This window comes from Paenibacillus sp. FSL R7-0333, assembly GCF_038000365.1.
GTDB classification, from domain to species: Bacteria; Bacillota; Bacilli; order Paenibacillales; family Paenibacillaceae; genus Paenibacillus_AQ; species Paenibacillus_AQ silagei.
In genome coordinates this window covers 5463919-5476929 of sequence record NZ_JBBOBZ010000001.1, presented here as the reverse complement: position 1 = coordinate 5476929, position 13011 = coordinate 5463919, and the positions used below count along the sequence as shown (strand labels likewise).

General features: G+C 54.1%; 13 protein-coding genes. 11 read left to right on the top strand and 2 right to left on the bottom strand.

The genetic code is table 11. The features are described 5' to 3' along the window. Window positions 1-5 precede the first annotated feature (5 nt). The 5 genes from MKY86_RS23120 to holA all read left to right on the top strand — a co-directional run bounded on the left by MKY86_RS23120 (window position 6) and on the right by holA (window position 4403). On the top strand, window positions 6-647 hold the full coding sequence (locus MKY86_RS23120) for a bifunctional 2-keto-4-hydroxyglutarate aldolase/2-keto-3-deoxy-6-phosphogluconate aldolase (RefSeq protein ID WP_036732253.1): 642 nt from the start codon (window positions 6-8) through the stop codon (window positions 645-647). 168 nt (window positions 648-815) lie between these two features. Further along, window positions 816-1076 carry a hypothetical protein gene (locus tag MKY86_RS23115; protein WP_076082620.1) on the top strand — a complete coding sequence of 87 codons (261 nt, stop codon included), beginning with the start codon at window positions 816-818 and terminating at the stop codon, window positions 1074-1076. 193 nt (window positions 1077-1269) lie between these two features. Then, window positions 1270-1821 carry an RNA polymerase sigma factor gene (locus MKY86_RS23110; protein WP_036690462.1) on the top strand — a complete coding sequence of 184 codons (552 nt, stop codon included), beginning with the start codon at window positions 1270-1272 and terminating at the stop codon, window positions 1819-1821. Beyond that, window positions 1818-3074: a zf-HC2 domain-containing protein gene (locus MKY86_RS23105; protein WP_076082617.1), complete on the top strand. Its 1257-nt coding sequence runs from the start codon at window positions 1818-1820 to the stop codon at window positions 3072-3074. Before MKY86_RS23110 ends, MKY86_RS23105 begins: the two co-directional genes overlap by 4 nt. A gap of 309 nt (window positions 3075-3383) precedes the next feature. Further along, a complete protein-coding gene (holA, locus tag MKY86_RS23100; protein ID WP_076082615.1) occupies window positions 3384-4403 on the top strand; it encodes a DNA polymerase III subunit delta in 1020 nt (339 codons plus the stop codon). Between the two features lie 182 nt (window positions 4404-4585). Here the strand turns inward: holA and rpsT are convergent, their stop codons facing one another. After that, complete coding sequence (gene rpsT / locus MKY86_RS23095; RefSeq protein ID WP_036732246.1) at window positions 4586-4858, bottom strand: 30S ribosomal protein S20; 273 nt, start codon at window positions 4856-4858, stop codon at window positions 4586-4588. Between the two features lie 180 nt (window positions 4859-5038). On the opposite strand from rpsT, the gene gpr reads away from it, so the two are divergent. The 6 genes from gpr (at window position 5039) to MKY86_RS23065 (ending at window position 12095) form a co-directional block, all read left to right on the top strand. Beyond that, window positions 5039-6049, top strand: a complete 1011-nt coding sequence (gpr, locus tag MKY86_RS23090; RefSeq protein ID WP_036732245.1) for a GPR endopeptidase — start codon at window positions 5039-5041, stop codon at window positions 6047-6049. Window positions 6050-6244: 195 nt separating this feature from the next. Beyond that, window positions 6245-7618 carry a stage II sporulation protein P gene (locus tag MKY86_RS23085; protein ID WP_076082613.1) on the top strand — a complete coding sequence of 458 codons (1374 nt, stop codon included), beginning with the start codon at window positions 6245-6247 and terminating at the stop codon, window positions 7616-7618. A gap of 30 nt (window positions 7619-7648) precedes the next feature. Continuing rightward, entirely contained in the window at window positions 7649-8146 is a 498-nt protein-coding gene (locus MKY86_RS23080) for a hypothetical protein (RefSeq protein ID WP_076082611.1), read from the top strand. Window positions 8147-8371: 225 nt separating this feature from the next. Further along, window positions 8372-10183, top strand: a complete 1812-nt coding sequence (lepA, locus tag MKY86_RS23075) for a translation elongation factor 4 (protein WP_076082609.1) — start codon at window positions 8372-8374, stop codon at window positions 10181-10183. A gap of 143 nt (window positions 10184-10326) precedes the next feature. Then, complete coding sequence (hemW, locus tag MKY86_RS23070; protein ID WP_076082596.1) at window positions 10327-11511, top strand: radical SAM family heme chaperone HemW; 1185 nt, start codon at window positions 10327-10329, stop codon at window positions 11509-11511. A gap of 74 nt (window positions 11512-11585) precedes the next feature. Beyond that, window positions 11586-12095: an N-acetyltransferase gene (locus tag MKY86_RS23065; RefSeq protein WP_143803842.1), complete on the top strand. Its 510-nt coding sequence runs from the start codon at window positions 11586-11588 to the stop codon at window positions 12093-12095. Window positions 12096-12195: 100 nt separating this feature from the next. Here the strand turns inward: MKY86_RS23065 and MKY86_RS23060 are convergent, their stop codons facing one another. Further along, the gene (locus tag MKY86_RS23060) at window positions 12196-12912 is read right to left on the bottom strand and encodes a hypothetical protein (RefSeq protein ID WP_076082594.1); all 717 of its coding nucleotides are present in this window, start codon (window positions 12910-12912) and stop codon (window positions 12196-12198) included. Window positions 12913-13011: the final 99 nt, after the last annotated feature.

Below are 13011 nucleotides of genomic sequence, written 5' to 3'. Positions count from 1 at the left end.
CAATCATGAAGAAAATTAAAGTATTACAGAATATCACCTCTGTTGGCGTAGTAGCCGTTATCCGCGCGGATAATGCCGATGATGCTTATGCCATGTCGGTGGCTTGTATCGAGGGCGGACTGAACAATATCGAAGTGACCTTCACGACTCCGGGAGCCGAAGTAGCGATTAAGCGCTTGGTGGAAGAATACGGGGGCCGCGCCGTGATTGGTGCCGGTACTGTACTTGATCCGCTGACGGCAAGAATAGCTATTCTGGCTGGTTCGGAATTTGTGGTCAGCCCGTCTTTTGAAGAGGATACTGCTAAGATGTGTAATCTGTACGGCATTCCTTACATGCCGGGCTGCATGACGCTGAATGAGATGAAGGAAGCCCTGAAGCTGGGTGTGGATGTGCTGAAGCTGTTCCCTGGCAGTGCGTTCGGACCGGACTATGTCAAGGCGGTTAAGGGGCCAATGCCGCATGTCAACATTATGCCTACCGGCGGCGTGGATCTGAACAATATGGAGAAATGGATCAAGAACGGCTGCATCGCTGTCGGCATCGGCGGCAACCTGACCGCACCGGCCAAGGAAGGCCGCTATGACCAGATCACAGAGCTGGCTGCTCAGTATGTAGCGAAGTTCAAGGAGATTCAAGGCAAGTAAAATACATGTACAACAGAAATGTCTTGCCTCTATGGGGCAGGGCATTTTTTTGTTGACTGTAGATATGCCTAAATGATGGAATTGCTGCCGCTTCGGGCAATACTTATAATAGAGGCAGAGTGCAGAGGCGCCTGCGGACATTGAGAAGTATACCTGAAAGGTGATGCCATGACTGGCGACGATCTTCGCAGCAAGCTGTACCCGACACTGGTAGTGGAAGAAGCCGATTATGTGGAGATTCGAACTGCAGTCCACGGCTGCAGGGTGAGCGCGGGAGCCATCTATAAACTGTATCGTAACTATAATCATCCGCAACTTTTTGAGCAGGGAGAAGTATATGTGCTTGATGATGACTCCAGGGAGAACTATGCGGTGCTCCTGGTGTGCGCAACTACATTATATACATTAGAGGACCCGTCCCGGTCGTAGCATAAGTCAGGTATGGGACGGTCTGCTTCTCATGTCATTTCTGTAACTAACTTCTATAAAAAGAGTATTTGAATGATAGCAGCATCCCTTGTATGCTTAGTAGGGATTGTGGACTATAAAATAATCATTACAGGCTTGCAACAAATTCGCAGTCTTGCGCGTCAGTAAGATTGCATAGAGAGGGGGAACCTTCGTGGTGGAGCAGGGACTCATCAGAGCCGCTCAAGCGGGCGATCGCGACGCTCTAATCACCCTATTGCGAGAAATTGAAGGGCATGTATATAAGACGGCCTTCTACATTCTGCATAATGAACAGGATGCACTGGATGCCTCCCAGGAAGCGTTGATCCGGGTGTACACCAAGATCGGCTCCTATGAGGAGAAGGCGCAGTTCAAAACATGGGTTCAGCGAATAGTAACCAACATATGTATAGACAAATTCCGGAGAACGAAGCCTACCGTTTCTATCGATGAACACGAAATGGTGTTCCAGGATAAAAAACATAACGTAGAGCGCGAAGTGATGTCGGGTTATCTGGCGGAGGATATCCGTGAGGCCATAGACCAGCTTCCGGAGCATCACCGGACGGTAATCGTGCTCCGCTATTTACAGGATTTTTCTTACAACGAGATTGCAGACTGTCTGGATCTGCCTCTGAACACGGTCAAATCGTACCTGTTCCGGGCGCGGCAGCAGCTGCAGAATAGACTTCAGGAGTATCAGAAAGGTGGTGTGTCAGGATGAAGTGCGCGGAGGTGATGGAATGGATGCACCGCTATTTAGATCATGATCTCAGTCAGGAAGAAATGCTTGAAATGTTCCGTCATATCGACGATTGTCCTTCCTGCGCGGAAGTCTTGGACCGGCTGACGCTGCTCTCCCAGCAGCTGGAGCAGCTTCCCGACGTGAAGCCCCCCTTCAGTCTGGTTGACTCTATCCTGCCTCAGCTTGAACAGCTGGACCGCGGTGTCCCGGAAGAGCCTGCCGTAATGGAGCCGGAAGATCCGAAGGTTATTCCCTTCTCCCGTTCAAATAACCGGGGCAAGAAGTCCAAGGGCCCTTCACTGGCTGCGCGGACAGGCATTGGTGCTGCGGCGGCAGCGGTGATTCTGCTAATCGCCGTATTCAATATGCCGAAGAGTCTGCCGGGCGCAGACTTGGATATGTCATCCAAGCTAATGAGCGGCGGAGCGGCGAACTCCAGCGTGAGCACAGAGAACAGTGCGGACGCCCCGCAGGCGGACGGACAGAATAACAGCGGCAGCAGCAGTGATCTTAATAAGATGGACCAGGCCACGCCTAGTGACACTGCAGACGGCGATATGAATTCTGCATCGCCTGCTCCCAGTGAGGGGGCTGATCAACCAGTCGCAGCCGGCGGCGGTATGGCTTCAGACAAGGAGCCTGCGGTAAGCGAAGCTCCGATCAGCAATCGCGCCGCTACTGCGCCTCCGGCGGATCGCCCCAAGAGCACCAAGAAAGCGGATAGCCGGTCAGCGGAACCCCAAAGCACGAAGTCGAGTGCGCCAACACAAGAGAATATAGCGGACGATAATGCGGCTGAGGGGGATGCACGGATAGCGCCGACTCCAGCCGCTAACGAGGCAGGAGCCATGCTGATGGTCGCAGATTCCTCGTGGACTTCACCGGACGGGCAGCATACGGCTGAGCTGACTGGCCAGCATGTTGTAATCTACAGCCTAACCGCAGAAGGAGAAGAACAACAACGGACAGTATTAACCTCGCTTCCTTTGGAGGGGAACTGGGTCTCCGGTGTGTGGTCGGAAGACGGCACCCAGTTCACTTATGTGCTACAGCTTGAGGACGGTACGCAGACGACGAAGGTATACACGGTTCCGGCAGAGAGTGCGACACCTGCCCCATCTGCTTCTCCGGCTCCTATTAACTCTCAAGCGCCTACCGCTTCTCCGGCGGCGTCTGCTTCACCGGTCACCAGCCCGGCTATTACCCCGGACGCGGCAACGTCCGATAAATAACCGGAACGTTCTTCCGGCCTGCGGAATATGCTAAGGCAAGAGGACATGAATTACAGGCTTTGCGAGTATCATCGGTATGACCGGCGGCCGGGAGAGTTTCTAGAGCTGCTCCCTCCGTCGTTTATATAGATGCGCCGCTGAAACGGAGTAACTTTGGCCCTGGCTGCCGAGGTTGCTCCGTTTTGGCTTGCGCCCCGGTCAGGACAAAGTGATAATGATACCTATGTTTTCAGCCGATTTTTTGTTAAAATGTACGAATGTATGTGTCTGATACGGACCAGGCAGATAAATTAAAAAGGAAGTGGCGGGATGGATGCCAAAACGGCGGCCAAAGACATCAAGCAAGGAAAGGTCTCTCCGCTGTACCTGCTGTACGGCAGTGAGAAGTTCCGGATGAATGAATTCGCGGCCATGCTGGAGGAACACCTGATCCCCAAAGAAGACCGCGATTTCGCGGTGATCCCGTTCGATCTCTCCGAAACTCCGGTTCAGGCGGTTATTGAAGAGGCAGAGACGGTTCCGTTCATGGTAGAACGCAAGCTCCTGCTGGTACGGGATGCGGCTCTGTTCACGGCAGGCAAGGAGAAGGCGAAGCTGGAACATAACGTGGAGATGCTGAGCGAATATATGCAGCACCCTGCCGAGTTCAGTGTGATTGTATTTATGGTGAACGGCGACAAGCTGGATGAACGTAAAAAAATCGTCAAAAGCATCAAGACCGCCGGCACCGTGCTGGCCTTCAATCCCCTGGGTGCGGAGGAGCTGCTGCGCTGGGTGGAGAAAGGCTTCCGCGAACGCGGCTGCTCCCTTGCGCCGGGGACAGCGGAGGTTCTGATTGCAAGCAGCGGAACCGGACTCCAGGGTCTGTCTGCAGAGATGGACAAGCTGTGTCTGTTCGCCGGTACTGGCGGGCGGGTGGATGCGACAGCGGTGGAGAGTCTGGTCCACCGGGGGACGGAGCAGAACATCTTCACGCTGGTGGAGGATATTGCGAATCTGCGCCTGGACAAGGCGCTGAATACGCTCTATGAGCTGCTCAAGCAGCGGGAGGAGCCGATCAAGATCGCTTCGCTGATTGCCCGGCAGTTCAGAATCATCCTGCAGGTCAAGGATCTGTCAGCCCTTAGCTATTCGCAGGGACAGATTGCCTCCCAGCTCGGACTGCATCCGTATGCAGTGAAGCTTGCCGGAGAGCAGGCTCATAAGTTCGGAAGCCAGCGCTTGCGGCAGATCCTGAGTATTCTGGCGGATCTGGACTATCAGATGAAGACGGGAGCTGTTGATAAGGTGCTGGGGCTGGAGATGTTCATGCTGCGCCTTGGAGCCTGAATAGAGCGGCCTTACATGGAACGAATCAAAGAGCCTGTCCACCCGCGTGTATCATGGGATGGACAGGCTCTTTGATGGTACAGCGGAATTCAATGAAGGAAGTTAACGAGCATAAAAAAACCTAACCGTATGCAGCATAGCGGTCAGGTTCTTCAGTGCTCGTTATGATTGTCGCCCTTGGCTTAGGCTTGAGCCTTGAGAGCGTTCAATTTCTTAGCCAAGCGGGATTTTTTGCGGGCAGCCGCATTTTTATGAACCAGGCCTTTAGTTACAGCCTTGTCCAGCTTTTTGGAAGCCGCTTGGAAAGCAGCCTGAGCTACTTCAACTTCCGTACCAGTCACTGCTACATCAGCAGTTTTCACAGCTGTACGAAGAGCGGACTTCTGGGAAGCGTTCAGTGCACGGCGTTTCTCGATCGTCTTGACGCGTTTTATCGCGGATTTGATATTTGGCATTGCATTCACCTCCTGAAAGACATTCGAAATCAACAAATGATTCACAACTTAAAATAGTTTAGCATGAAGGGTAGCAAAAAGCAAGATAAAAAGCTTTGTAATTCCCTGAGAGCGGTTTGTATAAACGGAGGCTTTCTCTCGCACACTATCAGCAATATGCAAAAGGAGGCTGAACTAAGAATGGAACTGGATCTTCAGCTGTATTCGGTACGTACAGACTTGGCGGTGGAAGCGAAGGAAATGGCAGAGCGGCACGCCAATACGCCGATCCCGGGTGTCAATGAGGAAGTGGAAGAAGCGGACGGCATCAAGGTCACGAGACTTGCTGTAGCAGACCTTGCCGGTTCTCAGGCGATTGGACGGGCTATCGGCAATTACGTGACCCTGGAGGTGCCTGGGCTGCGCGGAGGGGACACCGGGCTGCAGCAGAAGGTCTCCACAGTGTTTGCCCGGGAATTCGAGCACTTTCTGGATGAAATCGGCATTGACCGCGATTCCAAGGTCCTTATCGTAGGCTTGGGCAACTGGAATGTGACGCCCGACTCGCTCGGCCCGCTGGTCGTTGAGAATGCGCTGATTACCCGCCAGTTCTATGAGTTGGTACCCGACCAGATTTCGCCCGGGTACCGGAATGTCAGTGCTATTGCTCCCGGAGTGCTCGGCCTGACGGGGATTGAATCCAGCGAAGTGGTGCAGGGGATTGTGGACCGCACCAGCCCGGATGTCATTATAGCTATTGATGCGCTGGCCTCCCGTTCACTGGAGAGAATCAATACCACCATCCAGATTGCGGATATCGGCATTCATCCCGGCTCAGGGATCGGGAACAAGCGCAGAGGGCTGACCAAGGAGGTGCTGGGCGTGCCCTGCATCGCCATCGGCGTCCCAACGGTCTGCTATGCTTCCACCATCGTCAACAATGTGCTGGAGATGATGCGGACCCATTTCGGGCAGATGGCGGATGGCGGTGCTCACACCAAAGAAATTATGGGTCTCCTTGACGATATATCTGAGCAGGAGCGTCTCGCCCTGGTGAAGGAAGTGCTTGAGCCGCTGGGGCATGACCTGATTGTGACCCCCAAAGAGATCGATGAATTCATTGAAGAGATCGCCAACATTGTGGCAAGCGGACTGAATGCTGCACTCCATGAAGCGGTAGATCCGGGCAATGTCGGAGCTTACACTCACTGATCTGTCACTTATCACCTCGCCCGCACCGTCCTGCCGTAACGCAGAACTGGTCGCGGGCTCTTTGTCTGTGTTGCCCCCTCACTTCTCTATCGATGCTCCCTGCTATCTCTCATTCTGTGGTTCTAGCACAACTCTTCCGCTCATAGATTTGGAGTATGAGAGATTACAGAGGGCTTAGAGGAGGACATAACAATCATGAACAGAAAATGGTTTCAGCTATGGAATATAGGGCGGCTGCGCGGACGGCTGATGGATATTCTGTCGCTGGGAAGGACGATGCTGCTGCTGGCCGGAGGTTCGCTTGTGTTGTTCATGCTGCTTGGAGCCGGCGGATTGGCCGGGCAGAAGCTGAATTCTTCGCCCATTCCTTCCATGAAAGGTCTGGCGGCCTCGCTCTCCAGCGGATTCTTCATGGAGCTGCTGGGCATGGAGGTCCCCCATCTGCCGAAGGGCGAGGAGCCTTCAGCCTTCTCCGGGGACAAGGTGACCTCCTTCGTATTCCGGCTGCTTACCAGTGTTGATCCTGGTGATCCCAAGAGTCTGGTCTCACGTGAGATGCCCGGACTTGCTGCCGATGATCCCTTCCTGCTGCGGCAAGGCTCAGGGGGAAGTACAGGGGCGCCGGCCGATTATCATCCGGGGGGCGATGAACTGGCCACCGGGGAAGATCCCGGAGCAGGGGGCGATCCTGGAGCCCCGCCGGATTCAGGGAACGGTACTGAGGCTGGGAATGGCCATGACAGTCCGGGGGAAGGCGTGGCAGAGCCCGAGGCTTCGCCTGTCCCTGACCCGTCCGGTACAGAACCTGACGAGGGCTACTCCGGAAGCGGAGATGCCGAGAACGGCACCGGAGATACTTCGGTCAAGCGTATTCTCGTTTATCATTCCCATCCCCGGGAGGCCTATAATCCGCTGCTTGGCGCACAGAGCGACAACCCCAGCTCTGCAGTCCCTTCCAAGAATGTCATGCTGGTAGGCTCCTATATTGCCAAGAGGCTGGAAGAGCGGGGGATCGGAACTGTCCATGCCCAGGAGGACTATGCTACAGAGGTACCGGGCTACAACTGGAACTTCTCTTATAAATATTCACGTATGACTGTGAAATCGGCCATGGCCTCCAATCAGAACATGAGTGAGCTGATTGATATCCACCGCGATTCGCAGCGGCACGGCAAAACAACAGCCTTGATTAACGGGAAAAATTATGCTCAGGTCTATTTTATTTTGGGGCATGCGAATAAAAACTGGAAACAAAACGAGGCCTTCGCCAATAAGATCCATCAGCTGCTTGAGAAAAATTATCCTGGAATTTCACGCGGGATATGGGGGAAATCGTCCGGAAACGGGAATAATGGGGAATATAACCAGACGTTGTCCCCGAACAGTGTGCTGATTGAGGTAGGCGGAATTGACAACAGCGCCGATGAACTGAAGCGGACGGCGGATATTCTGGCGGATGCCATCGCTGATGTGTACTGGAGCAGCCGGGATGCCGAGAAGGCAGCTGCGCCAGATCAGGGCAGTACGCAATCTGGAGGCACCGGGGCAGAGACATCAACAGGTTCCTGAACGGATTATAGCTGAAAAGGAGCGGAGAATATGACACGGTTCGGTAAAAAGCTGGTAATGGTCGGAATATGGGCGGGCGTGGGGCTGTTGATCGGACTGCAGTTCGGCGGCGGCGGTTCGGGAGTCTCCGGTATACTGCCGGACTGGAGTAAGCCAGCCGGGAGCAGCGCGCCTGGACAGAACGTTACGGCCGGAACTGCGTACGTTCCGGCTGCCAGTACAACCCCGGGCGGCCAGGCTTATGTATATGTGCCCGTGACTATTGATCCCGTAACGGGCGCTTACACCATGCTGCCCATGAAGCAGCCGGTTGCAGGTACACAGGCGCAGACGGCTGGCGGCACGGGCAGCCTCCCGCAACAGGAGGTGAAGGACTACTCTGCGCTCAGTCCCGAGCAGATTCTGATTCCAGAGGAGCAGAAGCCGACTGTGGATGTGCTGGCGGATAAGACTGCCGGGCTGCTCCAGCAGGCTTCGCAGAAGGGCATCCGCTGGGTGGTCTCCCTCTTCGACTCCTCGGAGGAGTGAGCAGGAACTGCCCGGAACCTCCCGGGCTGCAATGAGGTTGAGGACAAAAACGGCTGCGGATGATGGAAGCCCGCACCCGTTTTTGTGTTTTTTTGCAGGATTCAACTCGCGAATGCAGAGGGTCCGGGCGTTTTCTTTCTTTTCCGGCGGCTGGCGGGATTGATGGGCGGAGCCCGTACTGTTATAATAAGTGGATTAACATTAGGCTGTCTGTGGGGGTAAGGAATGACTGACGTTCAGAAACGACAACAACAAATTCGCAATTTCTCGATTATTGCACATATAGACCATGGCAAATCGACATTGGCTGACCGCATTCTGGAGTATACGGGTGCGCTGACTACGCGTGAAATGCAGGAGCAGGTTCTGGATCAGATGGACCTGGAGCGCGAGCGCGGCATCACCATCAAGCTGCAGGCCGTACGTCTGACGTACCGTGCCGATGACGGACAGGATTATTATCTGAATCTGATTGACACACCGGGGCATGTCGATTTCACCTATGAGGTATCCCGCAGTCTGGCGGCCTGTGAAGGCGCACTGCTGGTCGTGGATGCGGCGCAGGGGATTGAGGCCCAGACGCTGGCTAACGTGTATCTGGCTCTGGATAACAATCTGGAGATTCTTCCGGTACTCAACAAGATCGATCTTCCGAATGCAGATCCTGAACGGGTGAAGCAGGAGATTGAGGATGTCATCGGGCTGGATGCCAGCGAAGCCGTTCTGGCTTCCGCTAAGGCAGGCATCGGCATCAAGGAGATTCTGGAGCAGGTCGTGAAGCAGGTTCCGGCGCCGACAGGCAGCTCGGAAGAACCGCTTAAGGCGCTGATCTTCGACTCCCATTATGACCCGTACAAGGGCGTAATCGTTTATGTCCGCGTAATGGACGGCAGTATCCGTGCCGGTTCCAAGATTAAAATGATGGCCACCGACAAAACCTTTGAGGTGATCGAGGTCGGAGCCTTCATGCCGCGTATGACCATTGTGCCGGAGCTGAACATCGGTGATGTCGGCTTCATTGTGGCCGGGATCAAGCATGTAGGCGACACCCGTGTCGGGGATACGGTGACGGATGCCAAGAATCCGACCCCTGAACCGCTGCCGGGCTACCGCCGGATTAATCCGATGGTCTATTGCGGTCTCTATCCGATTGAGACTTCCGATTATAATGATCTCCGTGAAGCGCTGGAGAAGCTGCAGCTGAACGACGCTTCCCTGAGCTTCGAGCCGGAGAGCTCCAGCGCCCTCGGCTTTGGCTTCCGTTGCGGCTTCCTGGGGCTGCTGCATATGGAGATTATTCAGGAGCGGATCGAACGCGAGTTCAATCTGCCGCTGATTACTACTGCGCCGAGCGTTATTTACCGTATTAAGCTGACGAACGGGGAGACCATCCAGATCGACAATCCGTCGCATTATCCGGAGATCGGGACGATTGACTTCATCGAAGAGCCGTATGTCAAAGCAGCTATTATCGTGCCTAACGACTTCGTGGGAACCGTTATGGAGCTGTGCCAGAACAAACGCGGTGAATTCGTCAACATGGAGTATCTGGACAGCAACCGTGTAACCATTACGTACGAAATTCCGTTGTCCGAGATCGTCTACGACTTCTTCGACCAGTTGAAATCCGGCACGAAGGGTTATGCCTCCTATGATTACGAGATCTCCGGTTACCGCCAGTCCAATCTCGTCAAGATGGACATCCTGCTGAACAATGAGCAGGTCGATGCACTGTCCTTCATCGTTCACCGCGACCGCGCTTATAACCGCGGCCGGGTCATCTGTGAGAAGCTGCGCGGCATTATCCCCCGCCAGATGTTCGAGGTGCCGATTCAGGCTTCCGTCGGCACGAAGGTGGTTGCGCGTGAGACCGTTAAGGCCATGCGCAAGAACGTATTAGCCAAATGCTACGGCGGCGATATCTCGCGTAAGCGGAAGCTGCTGGAGAAGCAGAAGGAAGGGAAGAAGCGCATGAAGCAGGTTGGCAGCGTCGAGGTGCCGCAGGAAGCGTTCATGGCCGTGCTTCAGATTGAGTAGCAGCATATAAGCTCCCCCGGAGCTTTCGGTTTATCGCAGAAACGGGTGCCGTCCTACGCAGGGCGGTGCAGCCGTTTCTTCTTGCTTTTTAGCAGCAGGTAGTGTGGCAGGCCTGTATATTAATAGAACAAAGGAGACAGCTAATGAATACAGCTACGAGCACTGCACACCATGGCCGTCCCCCTGAGGCCGTATATATTCACATCCCGTTCTGCACCAATAAATGCTTCTATTGTGATTTCAACTCTTACGTGCTGAAGGACCAGCCGGTGATGGACTATCTCCATGCGCTTGACCGCGAGATGGAGCTGACCGTGCAGCACACGCCTCCGGGTGTGATCAAGACGATTTTTGTCGGCGGGGGTACGCCTACTGTCCTCAAGCCGGATGAGATGGCGTATTTCCTCCAGTCGGTCCGCAGGCATTTCCCGCAGTGGGACGAGAATATTGAGTTCTCTATGGAAGCTAACCCCGGAACTACCGATATTGATAAGCTCAGAGTCATGAAGGAAGGCGGCGTCAACCGGGTCAGCTTCGGGGTGCAGGCGTTCCAGAATGAGCTGCTGAGCGGAATCGGCCGGATTCATGATGTGAATGACGTATACCGCAGTCTGGAGAATGCCCGTGCGGTTGGGCTTAATAACCTGTCGCTGGATCTGATGTTCGGCCTGCCGAACCAGACGGTGGATATGCTCAGAGAGAGTATCGACAAGGCGCTGGCGCTGGATCTTCCCCATTATTCCATCTACAGTCTGAAGGTGGAGGAGAATACGCTGTTCCACACCCTGTTCAACAAGAACAAGCTTCCGCTGCCGAATGAAGAGGATGAGCTGGCGATGTATCTGCTGCTGATGTCTACTATGGAGGCCGCAGGTTATACGCAGTATGAGATCAGTAATTTTGCCAAGCCGGGGCTGGAGAGCCGCCACAATATAACGTACTGGCGCAACGAGGATTATTACGGACTGGGCGCAGGGGCGCACGGATATGTAGGCCGGCAGCGGCACATGAATATCAAGGGCGTGAACCCGTATAACGAGGCTTCGCGCAGCGGGCTGCCGCGTCTGGACAGCTTTGAAATCTCCGAGCAGGAGGCGATGGAGGATTTCATGATGGTAGGCCTGCGGATGCGCGAAGGGGTGTCGGATGCGGCGTTCCGCTCACAATTCGGAAAGCCGCTGGAGGCTGTTTTTGCAGGGCCGCTGCATAAAATGCTGAAGGCCGGGCTGCTTGAGCAGGCCGGGGACACCTATCGTTTGAGCAAGCAGGGAATCCTGTTCGGCAACGATGTTTTCGGGGAATTTGTCGGTGCTTTGACAGAGGTTTAATTTTGAAATACCTCTTGAATTGTAATTCACCTTGTTGTATATTTATTCATATTAACAACAAGGGGTGAGTCAAGGTGCTTGTCAAAACGGATCATTTCCAAGAGGCTTCTCCAGCAGGAGAGCAGCAAGTGATATGCAGAAATGCTACGGTGGAGGATGTAGAGCCGCTGTATCTGATGATAGAGGAGTATGCCAGGCAGGGGATTATGCTGCCCCGTTCAAGGCAAGCACTGACCCGCCAGATCGACCAGTTCGTGATCGCCGAGATCGGCGGCAAGTTTGTCGGCTGCGGTTCCTTGTTCCGGCTCGGAAGTGATCTTGTGGAGGTCCGTTCGATTGGCTTGAATGATGCTGGCAAGGGCAAAGGTGTAGGAACGATGATCCTGGAGAAGCTGGTTGAAGAAGCGAGACGCCAGCAGATTCCGAAGATTATGGCACTGACCTATGCCGTGGACTTCTTCCTTAAGAACGGCTTCGATGTGGTGCAGAAGGAGATTTTCCCCGAGAAGGTCTGGACCGATTGTGTGAACTGCAAGAAGCAGTATGCCTGCGACGAGATCGCCGTGCTGAAGAGACTGGACTAATCCGGCGGGCTCTAGCCCCCGGTAAACTATATAATAAGAAACCACTGTTCACCCGGACGCTGATGCTTCAGGGTGACAGTGGTTTTTTGCAGATACAGGTTTATTGTGCGTAGATAAGCTTGCGCTGTTGCTCTACCAGTTCGGCAAGCTCCGGTGTAGCATATGCGGAAGGGTTAAAGGAAGGGGACAGTGTATTATAAGTAATTCCGATGCTGGACCCGTCCGTCATCTCAATCTCCAGCCAGTATTTGTCTCCCACCCAACCCTTGGTCTGCTTGTAGAGCTGCTCGAACGGGATGTATTCCAGCTTGGGGAATTCGCGGATGAACACGGCGTTGGCCTCCGGGGTAAAGTCCATGAGGTCAGAACCGTCATTGCCGCTCACAAAACGGACAGTTTGTATTTTTCCCTCGATATCCAGCAGATCGTTAAGGGTGTTGGCGTCAGGGTTGTTGCGTGCTTCATACAGCCGGTCTCCCGCCCAGAGTCTCGCGGATGTCTTATAGCCTTCTACCTCGTAGAGCAGTGTGCCTGTCTTAAGATTTGTCGCATCTCCATCCTGCAGCTCAGCGCGTGGACACTTCTGCTCGGATTTGCTGTAGGTAATTTTGCCGATCTCCTTGCCTTTGCCGAGTGGGGCGGGGTCAGGACCGGTATCATCGTAGTACATGACGCCGTCCCATTGCAGGATGGATGCATAATCCGCATCCACACCGATGCACTTGACCGGTAAGATTTTACCTGTACAGCCCGTAAGTGCCAGTGCAGTTAAGAGGCCTGCAATTATGGCCCATAATGCTGTTTTCTTTAAACGCATTTTTATCACTCCCTGAGTATTGGACGGCATTGTCCGGGAAATGGTTGCGGTGAAATATACAAAATCTTGCTTTGACTAAAATAGGCGCAATCAAGTTGC